This is a genomic window from Klebsiella spallanzanii (assembly GCF_902158555.1).
GTDB classification, from domain to species: Bacteria; Pseudomonadota; Gammaproteobacteria; order Enterobacterales; family Enterobacteriaceae; genus Klebsiella; species Klebsiella spallanzanii.
In genome coordinates this window covers 18,220-36,938 of record NZ_CABGGS010000012.1, presented here as the reverse complement: position 1 = coordinate 36,938, position 18,719 = coordinate 18,220, and the positions used below count along the sequence as shown (strand labels likewise).

At 56.8% G+C, this 18,719-nt stretch carries 18 protein-coding genes; 9 read left to right on the top strand and 9 right to left on the bottom strand.

Annotation, left to right across the window (positions count from 1 at the left end; all coding sequences use genetic code 11):
* Positions 1-21: 21 nt before the first annotated feature.
* The 4 genes from FN082_RS11335 to FN082_RS11325 all read right to left on the bottom strand — a co-directional run bounded on the left by FN082_RS11335 (position 22) and on the right by FN082_RS11325 (position 5,093).
* Entirely contained in the window at positions 22-1,284 is a 1,263-nt protein-coding gene (locus FN082_RS11335; RefSeq protein WP_268887525.1) for an MFS transporter, read from the bottom strand.
* Positions 1,285-1,293: 9 nt separating this feature from the next.
* Positions 1,294-1,605 carry an MFS transporter gene (locus FN082_RS30180; RefSeq protein ID WP_235892123.1) on the bottom strand — a complete coding sequence of 104 codons (312 nt, stop codon included), beginning with the start codon at positions 1,603-1,605 and terminating at the stop codon, positions 1,294-1,296.
* Between the two features lie 86 nt (positions 1,606-1,691).
* A complete protein-coding gene (locus tag FN082_RS11330) occupies positions 1,692-3,368 on the bottom strand; it encodes an MFS transporter (RefSeq protein WP_142981593.1) in 1,677 nt (558 codons plus the stop codon).
* A gap of 78 nt (positions 3,369-3,446) precedes the next feature.
* Positions 3,447-5,093 (bottom strand): amidohydrolase, encoded by a 1,647-nt coding sequence (locus FN082_RS11325; RefSeq protein WP_142981592.1) that lies wholly within the window; start codon positions 5,091-5,093, stop codon positions 3,447-3,449.
* Positions 5,094-5,225: 132 nt separating this feature from the next.
* Between FN082_RS11325 and pdxR the strand changes: the two genes are divergently transcribed.
* The gene (gene pdxR / locus FN082_RS11320; RefSeq protein ID WP_139537375.1) at positions 5,226-6,686 is read left to right on the top strand and encodes a MocR-like pyridoxine biosynthesis transcription factor PdxR; all 1,461 of its coding nucleotides are present in this window, start codon (positions 5,226-5,228) and stop codon (positions 6,684-6,686) included.
* A 117-nt stretch (positions 6,687-6,803) separates the two neighbouring features.
* Here pdxR and FN082_RS11315 read toward each other — a convergent pair whose 3' ends face one another.
* Genes FN082_RS11315 through FN082_RS11305 form a run of 3 tightly spaced genes read right to left on the bottom strand, consistent with a single transcriptional unit; the run spans position 6,804 to position 10,126 of the window.
* Positions 6,804-7,397: a hypothetical protein gene (locus FN082_RS11315; protein ID WP_142981591.1), complete on the bottom strand. Its 594-nt coding sequence runs from the start codon at positions 7,395-7,397 to the stop codon at positions 6,804-6,806.
* Complete coding sequence (locus FN082_RS11310; protein ID WP_142981590.1) at positions 7,375-8,634, bottom strand: DKNYY family protein; 1,260 nt, start codon at positions 8,632-8,634, stop codon at positions 7,375-7,377. Before FN082_RS11310 ends, FN082_RS11315 begins: the two co-directional genes overlap by 23 nt.
* 4 nt (positions 8,635-8,638) lie before the next feature.
* Positions 8,639-10,126 (bottom strand): DKNYY family protein, encoded by a 1,488-nt coding sequence (locus FN082_RS11305; protein ID WP_407929260.1) that lies wholly within the window; start codon positions 10,124-10,126, stop codon positions 8,639-8,641.
* A 183-nt stretch (positions 10,127-10,309) separates the two neighbouring features.
* On the opposite strand from FN082_RS11305, the gene lptM reads away from it, so the two are divergent.
* From lptM to corA, 8 genes are all read left to right on the top strand, one after another.
* The gene (gene lptM, locus FN082_RS11300) at positions 10,310-10,513 is read left to right on the top strand and encodes an LPS translocon maturation chaperone LptM (protein ID WP_142463019.1); all 204 of its coding nucleotides are present in this window, start codon (positions 10,310-10,312) and stop codon (positions 10,511-10,513) included.
* Positions 10,514-10,538: 25 nt separating this feature from the next.
* Entirely contained in the window at positions 10,539-11,363 is an 825-nt protein-coding gene (gene dapF, locus FN082_RS11295) for a diaminopimelate epimerase (protein ID WP_139537381.1), read from the top strand.
* Positions 11,360-12,067 carry a DUF484 domain-containing protein gene (locus tag FN082_RS11290; RefSeq protein WP_139537382.1) on the top strand — a complete coding sequence of 236 codons (708 nt, stop codon included), beginning with the start codon at positions 11,360-11,362 and terminating at the stop codon, positions 12,065-12,067. Before dapF ends, FN082_RS11290 begins: the two co-directional genes overlap by 4 nt.
* Complete coding sequence (gene xerC, locus FN082_RS11285; protein ID WP_139537383.1) at positions 12,064-12,966, top strand: tyrosine recombinase XerC; 903 nt, start codon at positions 12,064-12,066, stop codon at positions 12,964-12,966. Before FN082_RS11290 ends, xerC begins: the two co-directional genes overlap by 4 nt.
* On the top strand, positions 12,966-13,682 hold the full coding sequence (yigB, locus tag FN082_RS11280; protein WP_139537384.1) for a 5-amino-6-(5-phospho-D-ribitylamino)uracil phosphatase YigB: 717 nt from the start codon (positions 12,966-12,968) through the stop codon (positions 13,680-13,682). Before xerC ends, yigB begins: the two co-directional genes overlap by 1 nt.
* A 77-nt stretch (positions 13,683-13,759) precedes the next feature.
* Positions 13,760-15,922 (top strand): DNA helicase II, encoded by a 2,163-nt coding sequence (gene uvrD / locus FN082_RS11275; protein WP_142463020.1) that lies wholly within the window; start codon positions 13,760-13,762, stop codon positions 15,920-15,922.
* 148 nt (positions 15,923-16,070) lie between these two features.
* Positions 16,071-16,127, top strand: a complete 57-nt coding sequence (ysgD, locus tag FN082_RS30475; protein ID WP_350494802.1) for a YsgD/CorL family protein — start codon at positions 16,071-16,073, stop codon at positions 16,125-16,127.
* A gap of 150 nt (positions 16,128-16,277) precedes the next feature.
* Positions 16,278-17,228, top strand: a complete 951-nt coding sequence (gene corA / locus FN082_RS11270; protein WP_139537386.1) for a magnesium/cobalt transporter CorA — start codon at positions 16,278-16,280, stop codon at positions 17,226-17,228.
* A 27-nt stretch (positions 17,229-17,255) separates the two neighbouring features.
* Here corA and rarD read toward each other — a convergent pair whose 3' ends face one another.
* A complete protein-coding gene (gene rarD / locus FN082_RS11265; RefSeq protein ID WP_139537387.1) occupies positions 17,256-18,149 on the bottom strand; it encodes an EamA family transporter RarD in 894 nt (297 codons plus the stop codon).
* 49 nt (positions 18,150-18,198) lie between these two features.
* Positions 18,199-18,663: an acyl-CoA thioesterase YigI gene (yigI, locus tag FN082_RS11260; protein ID WP_004097567.1), complete on the bottom strand. Its 465-nt coding sequence runs from the start codon at positions 18,661-18,663 to the stop codon at positions 18,199-18,201.
* Positions 18,664-18,719: the final 56 nt, after the last annotated feature.

Genomic DNA, 18,719 nt, shown 5'->3' with positions numbered 1-18,719 from the left:
GTGGCGGCAGTATAGCGCAATCTACGCTGACTTCGGCAGATTGCGCAGGCGGATAAGCAGCACCAGGGTGATGACCACCATTGCCAGCAGCCCATAGCGCGTGCTCTGCATCCGGCTCTGCTGATAATGCCGCAGGATGCCAAAGAGATCGTCGGTCGCCAGGTTTTGCGTCTGGATAAACTGATGAAAGGCACGATCGCTAATCCAGGGGACAAAAGCCAGATGCTCGATTATCTGCCTGGCGGATTGCCCGATCGCCAGGTCGTGTTGAACCTGATATTTCATCGAAAAAGTTAAGAACGTCAGCATCACCGTACTGATGAGCGCCATTCCCAACGCCTGTCCGATATCGCGCGAAGCGGCCTGAACGCCGCCGGACTGTTCCGCGTGCTGGTTTCCGGCGCCGGTGGTGACCAGAACCGGGGCATTGGCGGCTATCGTCCCCATACCCGCGCCGATCAGACACAGTCCCGATGCCATCAGCCAGTGATTGAAGCCGCTCACGTGCAGCGCCGCGGCTGCGGCGAGCGCGCCGACCATCCCCGCGAGTAGCCCCATCTGGCACTGGCGGCGGGGATTGCGTTGGTGGATACACAGCGGCAACCCCAGCGAGCAGGCGGACAGGCAAATTGCGAACGGCAATATCAGCATTCCGGTTTCCATTGCCGATAAGTTTTTGACGATCTGCGCAAAGCTGACCACGGTGAAAATGGCGGAGCTGTAGGCGAAGAAGATCCATCCGGTGAGGCAGAGTCCGTGGCGTACCAGGCGGGTATGGAGGAAGACGGCGGGAAGCAGCGCGTAGCCGGTGCGGGCTTCAAAGTGGCGTTCCCAGCGCAACATCGCCAGCAGCACGATAAGGCCGGAGAGGGTGACAAAAGGCGCGGGGCTCAGGCCGAGAAAGGTGGTGTCGGCGTTAAAAGGCATAATCAGCCCCCAGACGGGGATGCGTAGAATGCCGAAAATAGTCAGAAACAGCCCGAGAGTACCTAACAGAAAACCCGGAGTATCGAACGGAATTGATGTGCGTTTTTTTTCTGCTGCAGGGATGATGGCAGAACAGAGCAGGATAAGCAGCGCCAGCAGACCCAGCGAGGCAAAGGCGATGCGCCAGCCCGTGTGGTCCAGCAAATATCCGCATAAAATTGGCCCACAGGCGAACGATATGCCGCTGGAGGCGCCAAGCGCGCCAAAAGCGGCGACTCGTCGTCGCTGCTGATACAGCGCGGAGATCAGTCCGAACACAGCGGGGATCATCAGGCTGCCGCCAATCCCGGCGGCCAGACGGGCGCCCTAGGTGAAGACGGTGATGGAGGGCGAAAAAAAGGCGCAGGCTTCGGCGAGGATAAAAATCAGGCAGCCAATGCGAAACAGCATCCGCCAGCCCCAGATGCACCCCAGCATTCCACCTGCGACCATAAACGTGCCCGCGATCAGCGGGTACATGGTATTCGCTGTACTAATCTGCCCAAGCGTAGCGTGCAGGTCGTTCATGAGCGCCTGCGTCGCAATGCTTAACGTCACGTTGTCGGCGGAGGCCAGAAATTGTGCGCAACACAAGACAATCAAAGGTAACCAGTTTTTAGGTGTAGGGTTATTGGTCACAGATTGTTCCTTCTTAATAGAAACGAAAAAACGCGCCCTTCCTCGCGGGAGGGGCGCGTTGTTGTTAGTTATTTTTAAGTCTTAACTCAGATTTTAGACTTCTTAGCACGCGGTTCTTCTCCTGCGGCGTCATCGGAACCTTTGGCGCGGACAGGAAGATTGCGTGTCCCGAATAAAAACAGCAGCGTCATGACCGCGGTCGCCACCATACCCGCCCGCGTGGCTTTCAGACGAGCGGTTTTGTACACCTGGTTCAACTCCGTCACATCTTTCTGGTTAACGCCCTGGTCCAGCATCAGCTTCGAGAAGCCAGTATCGCTGAGGTAAGGGATGACGGAAATATTCGCCACTTTCTGCTGCGTATCCTGGCTCAGCGAAGCGTCATGGCTCGCCATATCCTGTACCGTCATGGTGATTGCCGTCAGCATCACCATGCCGCAGACCGCCACGCCGATCGCCTGGCCGACGTTACGCGATGTCGCCTGGACGCCGCCGGACTGCTGCGCATCCCGCGCCGGCAGGGCGCTGGTTACAATATAGCTGGAGTAGGCGGAAACGATACCCATGCTGACGCCAATCAGACACATCCCTACCGGTACGATCATGCTGAAATCGGACGGACCAAAGCCGAAGATGCACAGGACGGAGCCTAATGTGCCGATTAACAGCGCGCTCTGGCACATCCGTTTCGGGTTCGCATTTTTCCAGACGATCGGCAGGCCCAGCGAGCAGACCACCACGCCCAGCGCAAACGGCAGGATCAGCAGGCCGGTTTCGATACCGTTCAGTCCGGCGACAACCTGCACAAAGCTCACGGTGACGAAAATGCCGGAACCGTAGGCGAGGAAGATAAACGCCGTCAGATATAGACCGTTACGCACCTGCGGCGTCGCGAGGAACGATAGCGGGATCAGCGCGCTGCCGGTGGTGGCTTCGCGATGGTGCTCCCACTTGAGCATAATCGCCAGCACGATCAGGCCAAACAGCACCAGGAACGGCGCCGGGCTGAGGCCCATCACGGTGAACGGCGCGTTGAACGGCGTGAACAGACCCCAGCTCGATACCTTCAGGAAGCCGAGGATCACGCTGAACAGGCCAATAACGGTCAGGACCACGCCCGGCAGATCGAACACCACTTTGCGTTCTGGTTTGGCCGGCGTCGGCACCAGGAAGGAGCCGCTGAAGATCACGATACACAGGCAGGCGATGGCGGCAAAGGCCGCGCGCCAGCCGAGATGGTCAACCAGCAGGCCGCAAATCAACGGCCCGGCGGCGAAGGAAACCCCGCTTGCTGCGCCGATAGCGCCAAAGGCGATCGCCTGCTGGCGGCCTTTGTAGTTACTGGCGATAAGCCCCAGTACCGAAGGGATCATAAAGCTTCCGCCGATGCCGGAAAGCAGGCGGGCGCCGTAGGTGAAGACCAGCATGTTCGGCGAGAAATACGCGGTCAGTTCGGCAAGGAACAGCAGCGCGCAGCCGATGCGGAAGGTTTTTTTCCAGCCGACGATAAGCCCGGCCATCCCGGCGGCGACCATCAGGGAACCTGCGGCCAGCGAGTACATGGCGTTGGCGATGCTGATGAGATCCATCGACGCGTGCAGGTCGCTGACCAGCGCGCCGGTGGCGATACTCAGGGTGGCGTTATCGCCGGACGTTGAGAGCTGGGCAAGACACAGCACCAGCAGCGGCAGCCACTTCATGGCGGTGTCAGCGGAGGCATTATGCGATGCTCCCGCAGAGTAATTAACGGATTTCTTTGTCATAACTGTGTTCTGTGGTTAATTTCAGACAATAGCTATCCACCCGACGCTGGCGTCGGGTGGGTCACGTTCGCAAAAGGGTTACTGGATTTGCTGTTTCTTACCGCCCAGCACGGTGCCCCAGACCTTCACGTCTTTAAGCTGGATAGGCTCGATGGCCTGCGGATCGTCTTCCAGCACGGTGAAGTCGGCGTATTTGCCACATTCGATGCTGCCGATCAGGTGGTCCATCTTCATGGTCCACGCCGCGCCGAGGGTCATCGCGTACAGCGCTTGATCGACGGTGATTTTCTCCGCTTCGCCCAGCACGCGCCCGGAAGCCGTCAGGCGGTTAACCGCGCACCAGCCGGTGAACAGCGGGTTGATGGGGGTGATGCCGCAGTCGCTGTGGAAGGCGAAAGGAATACCGTGACGCACCGCGCTGCCGCAGGCGTCCATGCGCATCGCGCGCTCCGGGCCCATGGTTTTGCTGTAGTGCTGATCGCCCCAGTAGTAGACGTGGTTGCTGAAGAAGTTGACGCACATGCCGATCTCTTTGATGCGCTTGAACTGATCTTCACGCAGCATCTGCGCGTGCTGCATCACCGCGCGGTGGTTAACCGCCGGAATGCGATTCAGGGTTTTCTCGACGGCTTTAATAAACGCTTCCGAGGCTTCATCGCCGTTACAGTGGCAGTGAACCTGATAGCCGCGGGACATAATGTCGTAGACCTGCTGCTCCACCTCTTCCGGGGTGGCGTTCCACGCGCCGTTGTGGCCGTCCAGATAGTAGAATGGCTCCAGCATACGCCCGGAACCGCCCTGGATAGAGCCGTCGAGGAAGATTTTCATCGGGCCGAAGTGCATTTTTTCGTGACCGTGGCGCATCACGTCCGGCGCGAAATCCAGTGCTTCCTGGAACGGTTTTTTGACGAACGGAGGGCCGTAGGCCACCAGCAGACGGATCGGGAAGTCTTCTTCGCGAGTCATACGGATGTAGTTGGTCATCAGTTCCGGGTTGCTGAAATCGGTCAGGCCCATATCGGCGGCGCTGGTGCAGCCCGCGCGGAACGCTTCCTGGCCGAAATTGGCGATGGCGATTTCGGTAGTCAGTTCGTCCCAGAAGCCATATTTGTTCAGGATTGGCCCCATGGCGGCGAACTCCACCAGTTCGCCGTGCAGCGTACCGTCGGCGTTTTTCACCACCCCTTCAATCTGGCAATCGTCAAAAATCCCGCAATCGTGCAGCGCGGCGGTGTTGGCGCCCATCAGATGGATGCTCATATGGATAACGGCGACCGGACGGGTGGTGGATACGCGGTCCAGATGCTCGCGGCCCAGCTTTTCGCTGCCGAAATAAATCGGGTCAACGCCCCAGGCGATAAGCGGCGCGTGCGGATCGGTCATCTCACGTTCAACGGCCTGCAGCGCGCTGACGACGTCATCAAAGGAGCGGCAGCCTTTCCAGACCTTACCGGTATGGTCCGGGCGGTCGTAGTAGCCCACATAAGGGAACTGCCACATGCCGCCGCCGGTGACGTGTGAATGGGCTTCAATCAGGCCCGGCATCAGCACTTTATCGGCAAAGGTATTGTCGAGCTGGTATTCGCCAAAACCGGAGAGTTCTTCAAGCGTACCGGTGCCTAAAATACGGTCGCCGCGGACCGCAACGTGGGTCGTTTCCGGGCGGTTCGGGCACATAGTAATAATTTTTTTAGCGGCAAAAATCGTGATTTCTGATGCTGACATAATAGGCTCGATCTTTCAGGGTTCAGAAGGTGATGAAAGGCATAACATTCATCATGAGTATTAATACATCTATGCTAATAGTCATATTGGATGTATAACAGTGCCAAAAACCTACGAGATTAAGGTGCCAATTTGCCGGTCACTCTGCCTTTTGATTTAACCGGGATTAAGCTGGATGCCGGGCGTAGACGCAGCGAGCAGCTCTATCAGGCGCTGAGAGAGAAGATGGTGAGCACGCCAGGCCTTCACGGCGCGAAGCTACCTGCCACGCGTGAGCTGGCGCGGCTACTGGGCGTTTCGCGTAATACGGTGGTATCGGTCTACGAACGTTTATATGCCGACGATTTGATTGAGACCCGGCAGGGAGATGGTACCTATATTCGCTATCGGGGGCAGGAGGCAGAGGAGGGGCCGGAGGTACCGGAAATTCCCGCTTTGCGCGTAGATTTACGTTTTCCGCTGACGGCGCGGTTTAACCGCCATTTTGTCCATGATGGCCCGCCGAAAGCGTTTCGTATCGGGATGCCCGCGGTGGACCACTTCCCGTTTGAAACCTGGTCGCGGCTACAGAACCGTTTCTGGCGGCGTCGGCCCATCGCGCAGATGGGCTACGGCGTGCCGGCGGGAGATCTCCAGCTACGGGAGCTGATTGCCAGCTATCTGCACACCTCGCGCGGGCTGAAGTGCGATCCGGCTCAGGTCATTATTACTCTCGGCGCGCAGCAGGCGATTATGCTCTGTACCGCCCTGCTGCTGCACGTAGGGCAGGAGGTTATTATGGAAAACCCCTGCCACTGGGCGGCGGCGGGGGTCTTTTCTTGTCTGGGGTTGAATATTAAAGCGATTAATGTCGATGACGAGGGGCTTCAGACGGCGCAGCTGGCCGATCATCCCGATGCCCGAATGATCTACGTCAGCCCATCGTGCCAGTACCCGACGGGGGCGACGCTGTCGCTGTCGCGACGGATGGCGCTGCTGGAATGGGCCAGAAAGCAGCAGGCGTGGATTATAGAAGATGATTATGACGGCGAGTACCGCTATAACGGCACGCCGCTGATGCCGCTCGCCGCGCTGGATAACCGCCACCGGGTTATCTATATCGGCTCGTTTTCAAAGGTGATGTATCCCGCGCTGCGTCTGGGCTATATGGTGGTTCCGCAGCAGCTGGTGGAGCCGCTGAACCTGCTGCGCACGCTCTCGACTCGCCAGCCGCCGATGAACGATCAGCAGGTGATGGCGAGCTTTATTTCGGAAGGTCATTTTCAGCCCCATATCCGGCGGATGCGCAGGATCAGCAAACGCCGCCGCGATTTGCTGCTGGCGGAATGGAATCAGCATCTGAGCCATATCGGGGTAATGCCGGAGGTGGCGTCGGGGCTACATGCGGCGATTACGCTGGATGATGCTGAAACGGAAAGTCGCCTTGTGAGCCAGGCTCAGGCGGCTGGGGTTGAGATTACGCCGCTGAGCGCGCTGTGGATCCCCGACACGCCGGAAAGCCGCCACCATTACGGTATCGTGCTGGGATTTGCTGGGGTTATGGAGGCGGATATTGTGCAGTCGATACAGGTGCTAAAAAAATGCTGGGGGTAAGTCCTGGAAGCGGCGTTGCGCGCTGGTTCCCGGAGGCGATGCTGCGCATCTGTCCGGGCTACCGCTTCGCAGACGGCGGTGAACCCGTAGCCCGGCCCGCGCCACCGGGAAAACCCATCATCTCTTTTTCTCCGCTGTGCCGTGAGGGATGAATTTGCTTTCGGCGCCGTAGAGACGATATTTACCTTCATCAATAATCAAATCGTCAAAATCATCTATATATGCTGCTTCAGGCCGCGCCGTTTTATAGCGCCACATATCGCCTTCCAGGAATGCATAGACATAGCGATCGTCATGAGCGAATAGCGGTGAAAAGTCACCGTCGGGCTGTTTTATGCGCACCATCTTGCCAGCGGTCCGGACGGTCCGAACGTTACCCTCGCTAATTACGTAAGCACGATTGCTATCGGTAACGTTAATCCCGATATCCAGCTCTAACTCCGGGTCGGCAATTTTTATAATACTCAGGCGCTGGTCGAGCAAATCGCGGTCTTTCACGATATAAATCAGCAATGAACCGGACATCCAGCGTCGCCATATCCAGCGGATTATCTGCGGGGTTATCGTCGGTACGCGCGCCGTCAAAGTAGAGGTTGAGTTTATCGGCGGCGAAGCGGCCGTTGGCGGGAAGCTGGCAACGTCCGCATCGATAACTTTTTTACCCGCCCACAGGATTTGTTGACCATCGCTAATTTTTAAGACACTGGTCAACGAGAGTGAGCTTTGAATCTCCCTCTGCGTCTGTGTCAAATCTGGACTCCTGTGGGCAACCGCTGGCATGGCGATAAAGCTGACTACGGCTCCAGGTGTACACGTAGCGATCGTCATAATCCGGCTCGTCGCTGCGAATATGCAGCGTTCCGGCGGGGGTAAATACCTGAACATCCCCGAACTGGCGAATAAAATAGCCGTGGCTTTTCCCCGCGCTGAGTCGGCTATTAATCACCAGATCCGGCGTGTCCAGCGTCACGATCTCCAGCTGTTTTTCACCGAAGAACGACAGTTTATCCACGTACAGGCGGTCGCGATATTGCGCGACGTTATCGGTGAGTAAACGAAAATGCTCCGGGTCAACGCCGGGTAAAACCTCCGCCTGTTCCTCGCTTCTGCCCGTTTTTTGCCACCGCACGTCGGTTTCGCCGACGATAAAAGGCCCTTCGCAATCGACGGTTTTACCTTTCCTGCCGCCAAAGATATGGCGGGTAGTACCGTTTTTATCGCGATAAATCAGCAGCGAATTGGGTATCCAGCGCACGACCTGAAAACTATTCGCGTCGGCGCTAAGCGGTTCGCCATTCAGGTAAATGTGGTTAGCGAAGCGGATAAGGATATCAGAGGGTTTGTTTTCCAGATTCGCAGCGATCTGGCCGCACGCATCCCAGCTTTTCTCTCCCAGCCATTCGACGTTATGCGCGGAGCCAAAGCCCTGCGGCTGCCCCTTCAGATAGAGGGTGTTGTTATCCGCCAGCGTGGTGGCGTTTCTGCCGGCGTTCATTCTGAGCGTTGTAAGATCAACGTGTGAGCTACCGAGATTGCTGGCGACCCGCTTGCCGTTGAAATAAATGCTGTATTTATCTACGGCAAAGCGGTCGTAGGCGCGAAAGCTGGCGATATCGATGGTGGGCGTTGTGGGCGGATTCATTACCCGCTGCCCGCGCCAGAGCATCGTACGGCCATCGGTCACCCAGTAAAAAAATTCATCATCTTCGGTAGAACGATCGCTGTAAAAGTACTTTTCTTGCTTGCCGTTTAAATCCACCGCCCGGCGCAGATCATCATATTTAATGCCGTCGAAACGTGCTTGTTCGTCGTCGATGCTCTTCCTGTAGACTAAGATTTCTGGCGCATTTTCACTCCATGAGGCCGGGCTATAGCTCCAGGTGGTGGCCTGCGCCTGCGGTATAAGCAGGAAGAGCGAAGTGGTTAGCAGCGTGAATTTTATGTGCATTACATCATCCTTGGGTTTCTTGTCCCGGTGACTTATTTTTCCGTGGGGCAAACTGATCCTGATAGTAATAGCCTTCCAGCGTCACCAGCGTGCCGCCGATTCTGGAATAGGTAAAGCCGTAACCGCCTTTATCCCGCTGGCCTGTAACATGTGCATAGTGCGGCCAGGCCGTTTTATAGCGGTAGAGCTGTGCGCCGGTGAAGACGTAAACATAGCGATCGTCGCGGGCAAACCAGTTGGGGCGGTATTGACTGTCTTCGGTATGCGCTTCCCATTCATCTGGAATACGTGCACCTAAAAGCACCAGTGGCCCGGCGGAATCAAAGACCTCCAGCTCCTCTTTGGTGGTCAGCAAATATCCATGATGCTTATCGGCGCTAAAGCGTTTGTTGATCACCAGATTCGGGTCGTCCAGCGTGATAACTTCCAGATAATCTTCGCCGAATTCCGACGTTTTTACCGAGTACAGGCGGTCCTGATACTGCGCCACGCTGTTGTTAAGCGGATGAAACTGTTCTGGATCGAGGCCCGGGAGGGTTTCGACCTCACAATCTTCCCCTTGCCACGTTTTGCGCCACGTGACCTTATCTTCGAGCATATTAAAGGTGGCTGAACAGTCTTTGCTGCCCAGCGCGTGATTCGGCGTCCCGGCGCTTTTGTCCTTCAGATCCAGGCTGATGCGCCTGACGCCGTTTTTATCGCGATAGATGAGCAGGGTGCCGGGGATCCAGCGTACAACGGTAAAAGAGTCAGGGTCGGCGTCCAGCGCCAGGCCATTGATGATCACCTGCGTTGTGGTGCGCGCCAGCGTGTCCCACGGGCCGATAGGTACGTCTGCGCAGGCGTTGATAGAATAAAACATCCCCCGCTGATCCCAGGGTTTTTGCGCCAGAACGCGAAAGCTGTCGGGGTTATCCGCCCGATGCCCGCGCAGGTAAAGATGGTGTTGGTCGCGTAAAACGGTTGCGGAACCCGGGCCGTTAGAGTTATACCACGGCTCACCAAATGGCACCGCTGCTAAGGTTGCCATATCCACGCCCTGATTTGCTTCGGTGCGTTTGCCATCGAAATAAAGACTGTGTTTATCGGCGGCGAAACGGCCAAAAATGCGGAACGTAGCGATATCTACGGCGGGCGTACCGGGAGGGTTGCGTACAATCTCTCCGGCCCATATCACATAGCGGCCATCAGAATAATAAGCGGTGGTGAGCTTCGTGGAGTTTACGCCTTCGTAGATATAATCAGACTCCGGCGGTTCTTCATTATAACGCCACTCCTCAGGGCGCGCTGGATCGCGTAGAAGTCGTAGTTTGCTGAAGTTGACTTCGGGTAGATGAGTGAGGGTGACTGAATCTTGATAGTTTACCCCACTCACATAAACCACATCGCGGCCCTGTTTCTGGTACGCATTATATATGGGGCTTACGCGACACCCCCACGCGGTCGGTATTGCTAACGTCCCGACAAGTACGCAAAGCAGCTTTTTCTTCATCACCTGGTCATCCTGACAACATAAAGGTTAATGAATCACTAGAGCATACCTGGCAACGTTTTAGTGCGTTAACCTTGGCGGGAGGCCGCTTTTCAGATTTCATAAAGCTGCCCTAAACGCTTGCTTTTACGTCTTCTCCTGCGATGATAGAAAGCAGAAAGAATGAATCACGGGCAACTATCCATGAAAAACGTTTTCCCAACGCTTGCCGTTTTATTAGCGGTCTTCAGCCTTACTGGCTGTGGCCTGAAAGGGCCGCTTTATTTCCCGCCAGCGGATAAAACGGCGCCTCCGCCGACTAAACCGGTTGATAGCGGTGTTCAGAGCTCTACGCCGGATCGTAACGATCGCGGCGATAGCGGTGGCCCGACCCAGGTGAATTACTGACAGTTCCGCGTAGCTGGAGTAGAAGATGCAGTTCTCTAAAATGCATGGCCTTGGCAACGACTTTATGGTCGTTGACGCGGTAACACAGAATGTTTTTTTCTCACCGGAGCTGATTCGCCGTCTGGCGGACAGGCATCTTGGCGTGGGCTTCGATCAGCTGCTGGTGGTTGAGCCGCCTTACGATCCCGAGCTTGATTTCCACTATCGCATCTTCAACGCCGACGGCAGCGAAGTGGCACAGTGCGGCAACGGCGCGCGCTGTTTCGCCCGCTTTGTGCGCCTGAAAGGTCTGACCAACAAGCGTGATATCCGCGTGAGCACATCGAATGGTCGTATGGTATTAAGCGTAACGGAAGACGATCTGGTGCGCGTGAATATGGGCGAGCCGAACTTCGAGCCGTCGCAGGTACCGTTCCGCGCTAACAAAGCGGAAAAGACCTATATCATGCGCGCCGCCGAACAGACAGTATTGTGCGGCGTGGTGTCGATGGGCAACCCGCACTGCGTCATTCAGGTTGATGATGTGGAAACCGCGCTGGTGGAATCGCTCGGCCCGGTGATGGAAAACCACGAGCGCTTCCCGGAGCGGGCGAACATTGGCTTTATGCAGGTGGTCAGCCGTTCCCATATTCGTCTGCGCGTGTATGAACGCGGCGCGGGCGAAACGCAGGCCTGCGGAAGCGGCGCCTGTGCGGCGGCGGCTGTCGGTATCCAGCAGGGATTACTGGGCGAAGAGGTCCGCGTGGAATTACCCGGCGGGCGTCTTGATATCGCCTGGAAAGGCCCGGGCCAACCGTTGTATATGACTGGCCCGGCGGCACATGTCTATGACGGATTTATTCATTTATGAAACAAGTCGGGGAAGAACAGCAGGAACTCGCCAGCGAGCTGAACGATCGCGCAGTGGTGGACTATCTGTTGCAACATCCTGAATTCTTTATTCGTAATGCGGCTCTGGTGGAACACATGTCGGTTCCGCATCCGGTGCGTGGTTCGGTATCGCTGGTGGAATGGCACATGGCGCGGGCGCGGAATCATATCAACGTGCTGGAAGAGAACATGACGCTGCTGATGGAGCAGGCAACGGCGAACGAAAGCCTGTTTCAGCGTTTGTTTCATCTGCAAACGCGGCTGGCGTCGGCTGATAGCCTCGATGAAATGCTGAATCGCTTTCATCGTTGGGCGCGTGAGCTGGGGCTGGCGGGGGCGACGGTGCGCCTGTTTCCTGACTGTTGGCGGCTCGGCGCGCCCTCCAAATTCACTCATCTGGCGCTGAGTCGGCAGGCGTTTGAACCTATCCGCATTCAGCGTCTTGGACAGCAACGCCATTATCTTGGCTCATTAAACGGCCCGGAACTGCTGGTCGCGCTGCCGGAAGCGAAAGCCATCGGTTCGGTCGCAATGTCGCTGCTCGGCGGCGATGATGCTCCCGGCGTCATGTTCTTCAGCAGTCGCGATCCCCAACATTATCAGCAAGGGCAGGGAACGCAGCTGTTGCAGGAGATTGCTTCAATGCTCCCCGGATTGCTGGAGCGCTGGATTGAGCGCGCATGACCGACTCACCTCTGCTTGCTCCCGTAGAACGCTTTTTACGCTATCTCGGCGTCGAGCGTCAGCTAAGTCCGATAACGCTGCTGAACTACCGTCGCCAGCTGGAAACGCTTATCGCGTTGGCGGAAAACGGTGGGCTTAAACGCTGGCAGCAGTGCGATGCCGCCCAGGTCCGTAGCCTGGCGGTGCGCAGCCGTCGTCAGGGGCTGGGGCCAGCCAGCCTGGCTTTACGCCTCTCGGCATTACGTAGCTTCTTTGACTGGCTGGTGAGTCAGGGCGAACTCACGGCCAACCCGGCGAAGGGGATTTCGGCACCGAAAATACCACGCCATTTACCGAAAAATATTGATGTCGACGACGTTAATCGGCTGCTCGATATCGATCTGAACGATCCGCTGGCGGTACGCGACAGGGCGATGCTGGAAGTGATGTACGGTGCGGGCCTGCGTCTATCAGAACTCGTAAACCTCAACATTAAGCACCTTGATCTGGAGTCCGGCGAGGTGTGGGTGATGGGCAAAGGCAGCAAAGAGCGCCGCCTGCCTATTGGCCGTAACGCAGTGTTATGGATTGAGCACTGGCTCGACCTGCGCGGTCTTTTTGGTACCGATGATGATGCGCTCTTTCTGTCTAAGTTGGGCAAGCGAATTTCAGCGCGTAATGTACAAAAGCGCTTTGCCGAATGGGGCATTAAGCAAGGCCTCAATAGCCATGTACATCCGCATAAGCTGCGCCACTCCTTTGCGACCCATATGCTGGAGTCGAGCGGCGATCTGCGCGGGGTACAAGAGCTGCTGGGCCATGCCAACCTCTCCACCACTCAAATTTATACCCATCTTGATTTTCAACACCTTGCTTCGGTGTACGATGCGGCGCATCCGCGCGCCAAACGGGGGAAATAATGCGTTTTTACCGACCTCTGGGCCAGATTTCAGCACTGACGTTTGACCTGGACGATACCCTTTATGACAACCGCCCGGTGATTGACCGGACGCTGCATGAGTCGCTGAGCTTTGTGCGCAGCTATCATCCTTCGCTGAGCCAATTTGATGCCAGCGAGCTGAACCAACTGCGCCAGACGCTGTTGGTGTCGGAACCGGATATTTACCACGATGTCACCGAGTGGCGCCGCCGCGCGCTGGAGCTTGGGATGATCAACGCCGGGCTTTCTGCGGCGCAGGCGAAGACGGGGGCAGACGAAGCGATGGCTAACTTCGCCCACTGGCGCAGTCTGATCGACATTCCGCAAGAGACGCACGATACGCTGGCGAAACTCGCCGAAAAATGGCCGCTGGTGGCGATTACCAATGGCAATGCCCAGCCGGAGCTTTTTGGCCTGAGCGACTACTTCCGCTTTGTGCTGCGCGCGGGTCCGGACGGGCGCTCGAAACCCTTTGCCGATATGTATCACCTGGCTGCAGAACGACTGGAGCTGCCGCTGGGCCAGATTCTGCACGTCGGTGACGATCTGACCACCGATGTGGCGGGCTCCATTCGCTGCGGCATGCAGGCTTGCTGGATCAAACCGCAGTTGGCAGACCTGATGCACACCACCGACAGCCGTCTACTGCCGCACATCGAAATTTCACGGTTGGCATCTCTGACCTCGCTGATATAATCGTCAGTAGTTCTGTATAAATTAACAGTAGCCCGGTGAATGTAACGTTGCCGGGCGCCTCATTTCCGGCGGTGCCAATGGACGTTTCTTACCTGCTCGACAGCCTCAATGACAAACAGCGTGAAGCCGTTGCGGCATCACGTACTAACATGCTGGTTCTGGCTGGAGCGGGCAGCGGTAAGACGCGCGTACTGGTACATCGCATCGCCTGGCTGCTGAGCGTGGAGAACTGTTCCCCTTACTCCATTATGGCGGTGACCTTTACCAACAAAGCGGCGGCGGAAATGCGCCATCGTATTGGTCAACTGATGGGCACCACCCAGGGCGGTATGTGGGTCGGCACCTTCCACGGGCTGGCGCACCGCCTGCTGCGCGCTCATCACCTTGACGCCAACCTGCCGCAGGATTTCCAGATCCTCGACAGCGAAGACCAGCTGCGTCTGCTGAAGCGCCTGATTAAGGCGATGAATCTGGATGAGAAGCAGTGGCCGCCGCGTCAGGCCATGTGGTACATCAACAGCCAGAAAGATGAAGGGCTGCGTCCGCACCATATTCAGAGCTACGGCAACCCGGTTGAGCAGACCTGGCAGAAGGTGTACCAGGCCTATCAGGAAGCCTGCGATCGCGCAGGGCTGGTGGACTTCGCCGAGCTGCTGCTGCGCGCGCACGAGCTGTGGCTCAACAAACCGCATATTCTGCAGCACTACCGCGAGCGTTTTACCAATATCCTGGTGGACGAATTCCAGGATACCAACAACATTCAGTACGCGTGGATCCGCCTGCTGGCGGGCGATACCGGCAAGGTAATGATCGTCGGCGATGACGATCAGTCCATTTACGGCTGGCGCGGCGCGCAGGTGGAAAATATCCAGCGCTTTCTCAACGACTTCCCTGGCGCAGAAACCATCCGTCTTGAGCAGAACTATCGTTCGACCAGCAATATCCTCAGCGCGGCGAACGCCCTGATTGAGAACAACAGCGGGCGTCTGGGCAAAAAGCTGTGGACCGACGGCGCCGACGGCGAGCCGATTTCGCTCTACTGCGCGTTTAACGATCTTGATGAAGCGCGCTTTGTTGTTAACCGTATTAAAACCTGGCAGGAGAACGGCGGGGCGCTGGAGCAGTGCGCGATCCTCTATCGCAGCAACGCCCAATCGCGCGTGCTGGAAGAGGCGTTGCTGCAGGCCAGCATGCCGTACCGTATTTATGGCGGCATGCGCTTCTTTGAACGCCAGGAGATCAAAGATGCGCTCTCCTACCTGCGCCTGATCGCCAACCGTAACGACGACGCGGCGTTTGAGCGCGTGGTGAATACCCCAACGCGCGGTATTGGCGATCGCACTCTTGATGTGGTGCGCCAGACTTCACGCGACCGCCAGATGACCCTGTGGCAGGCTTGCCGCGAGCTGTTAAAAGATAAAGTTCTCGCCGGGCGCGCGGCCAGCGCCTTACAGCGCTTTATGGAGCTGATTGACGCGATGGCCCAAGAGACCGCCGATATGCCGCTGCACGTGCAGACCGACCGGGTGATTAAAGACTCCGGTCTGCGCATGATGTACGAGCAGGAGAAAGGCGAGAAAGGCCAGACCCGCATCGAAAACTTAGAGGAACTGGTGACGGCAACGCGCCAGTTTAGCTACAACGAAGAAGATGAAGACCTGATGCCGCTACAGGCGTTCCTTTCCCACGCTGCGCTGGAAGCGGGCGAAGGGCAGGCGGACACCTGGCAGGATGCGGTACAGCTGATGACCCTGCACTCAGCGAAAGGGCTGGAGTTCCCGCAGGTGTTTATCGTCGGCGTGGAAGAGGGGATGTTCCCGAGCCAGATGGCGCTCGATGAGGGTGGGCGTCTGGAAGAGGAGCGCCGCCTGGCCTACGTTGGCGTGACTCGTGCGATGCAAAAACTGACCCTGACCTACGCGGAAACCCGACGCCTGTATGGCAAAGAGGTTTATCACCGCCCGTCGCGCTTTATCGGCGAGCTGCCGGAATCCTGCGTAGAAGAGGTGCGGCTGCGCGCAACGGTGAGTCGTCCGGTGAGCCATCAGCGCATGGGGACGCCGATGGCGGAAAACGATACCGGCTATAAGCTGGGCCAGCGCGTGCGCCATGCCAAGTTTGGCGAAGGCACTATCGTGAACCTTGAAGGCAGCGGCGAGCATAGTCGCCTGCAGGTTGCGTTTCAGGGGCAGGGGATCAAATGGCTGGTTGCCGCTTATGCCCGGCTGGAAACAGTGTAACATTAAGAAAAATATCATTATTTTGTAATATTCTGCTACCTTTATACGTTAAGGAGCTTGATTTGCTCTTTAGCGTTCCGTTGCGTGTTGACGCCGTTTTTGCGCTGGCGTAACATGCGCGCACGATTACGCTAAGAGGACATTCGCCTTGGACACACCCAGTAGATGCTGGCTCAATTTCCTGTCCATCAGGAACAACTCCTAAGGCTATCCTCTTATGCTGATAGCCTTAGCGGTTGTCGGCGACTCGTTCTATTCCCGTCGCTCTGAGTCAGGCTTAATGGTCTGAAACCCAAATTGTTTCTGTGTGCCCACCGAACTGTCCGATAATTTTTTTGCATTGGGAGTCCCGGTCATGCTGAGCGCATTTCAACTGGAAAACAATCGTTTAACGCGCCTGGAAGCCGATGAGATCAAGCACCTCGCCAGTTCGGTGTGGGTCGATCTGGTCGAGCCTGACGACGATGAACGAAGCCGCGTGCAAACGGAATTGGGCCAGAACCTGGCGACGCGCCCGGAACTGGAAGACATCGAAGCGTCAGCGCGTTTCTTTGAGGACGAAGACGGCCTACATATCCACTCATTTTTCTTTTTTGAAGATGCAGAGGATCACGCCGGTAACTCTACCGTGGCGTTTACTATCCGTGAAGGGCGTCTGTTCACCCTGCGCGAGCGGGAGCTGCCCGCTTTCCGCCTGTATCGTATGCGCGTTCGTAACCAGTCGATGGTTGACGGTAATGCCTACGAGCTGCTGCTCGACCTGTTCGAAACCAAAATCGAGCAACTGGCGGATGAAATTGAAAACATCTATAGCGACCTGGAAAAGCTCAGCCGGGTGATTATGGAAGGCCGTCAGGGCGATGATTACGACGAGGCGCTCTCTACGCTGGCGGAGCAGGAAGATATCGGCTGGAAAGTTCGCCTGTGTCTGATGGATACCCAGCGCGCGCTCAACTTCCTCGTGCGTAAGGCTCGTTTGCCTGCGGGCCAGCTGGAGCAGGCGCGTGAGATCCTGCGCGATATCGAATCCCTGCTGCCGCATAACGAATCATTGTTTCAGAAGGTCAACTTCCTGATGCAGGCGGCGATGGGCTTTATCAACATCGAGCAGAACCGCATCATCAAGATCTTCTCGGTGGTTTCCGTGGTCTTTCTGCCGCCGACGCTGGTGGCTTCCAGCTATGGGATGAACTTCGAATTTATGCCCGAGCTGCACTGGAGCTTCGGCTATCCCGGCGCGATTGTCTTTATGATGCTCGCCGGTCTGGCGCCGTATCTGTACTTTAAGCGTAAAAACTGGCTGTAAAAAAAGGAGCTTCGGCTCCTTTTTTCGTTATGCCCTGCGCGTTCTGCGTATTGTGTAAATTGCATCCATCACGAAAATCGCCAGTGCCACCCAGATAAAGGCGAAGGTCACCATCTTATCCGCGCCCGGCACTTCGCCGTAGAACGTTACCGCCAGCAGGAACATCAGCGTTGGGCCGATATACTGGAAAAAGCCCAGCGTAGAAAGGCGCAGACGCGTTGCCGCACCGGTAAAGCACAGCAGCGGGATGGTGGTCACCACGCCCGCCGCCATCAGCAGCAGGTTCAGCGACCATGGGTTCTGACCCATATGGCTGGTTGGGCTATCGGCGATGCCGAACAGATAAATCGCAGCGACCGGCAGCAGCCACAGTGTTTCAAACAGCATGCCGGTTTGCGCATCGACGGCGATCTTTTTACGCAGCAGGCCGTAGAACGCAAAGCTGAACGCCAGGCCCAGCGCGATGATCGGCAGCGAGCCGAAGGTCCACAACTGCACCAGAACGCCGCAGGCCGCCAGCATTACTGCCAGCCACTGCATCCGGCGAAAGCGCTCCCCGAGGAAGATCATCCCTAACAGAATATTCACCAGTGGGTTAATAAAATACCCCAGGCTGGCTTCCAGCATATGGTGGTTATTTACCGCCCAGATAAACAGCAGCCAGTTGCCGCCTACCAGCACGGCAGACAGCGCCAGCAGGAACACCTTTTTCGGCGTTTTGAGCAGTCTTTTGACCTGCTGCCACTGACGGCTGACGCTGACCAGCGCCACCATAAAGAAGAAGGACCAGATCACGCGGTGAGTCAGAATTTCATCGGCGGGAACATAGTAGATAAGCTTGAAGTATGCTGGCGCGATACCCCAGATAAAATAGGCGGCCAGGGCCAGCAAAATCCCTACCCGCGTTTGTTTAGCATCCATCGGTACAAATCCATTGCCAAAGAGAGTGATGTTACTCGATTTATGGCAATCAACCCACCATATACGTCGCCGTGGCGCTGGCGATATAAACCTGCTCCTCGTTATGCAGCTCGACGCGGGCCACCGCGACTTTGTTACCGGCGCGCAGCAGGCTGCTGGTGGCGGTGAAGCGTTCCCCGCGGCCCGGACGCAGGTAGTCGACGCGCAGATCGATGGTACCCATTCGCGACAGGCGCTGGCGCAGTTCTTCTTCATTGATGGTGTCGTGGCGAGTCAGCGTGCTGCCGACGCATACCAGACCTGCGGCGACGTCCAGCGCAGAGGCAATCACTCCACCATGTAAAATGCTTTGCGCCCAGTTGCCAACCATCATCGGCTGGTTGTTGAAGCTAAGCTGGGCGAACTCTTTTTCATAGCGCTCCAGCTCCAGCCCTAAGGCACGATTAAAAGGCATATGGTAGACGAAGATTTCTCCCACCAGCTTAAGAGCGGCGGCGGCGGTCAGTTCTGACATAACAACATTCCATAGGTTAATGAAATGTTGATTTTATGCTTCTAAAATATTGATTT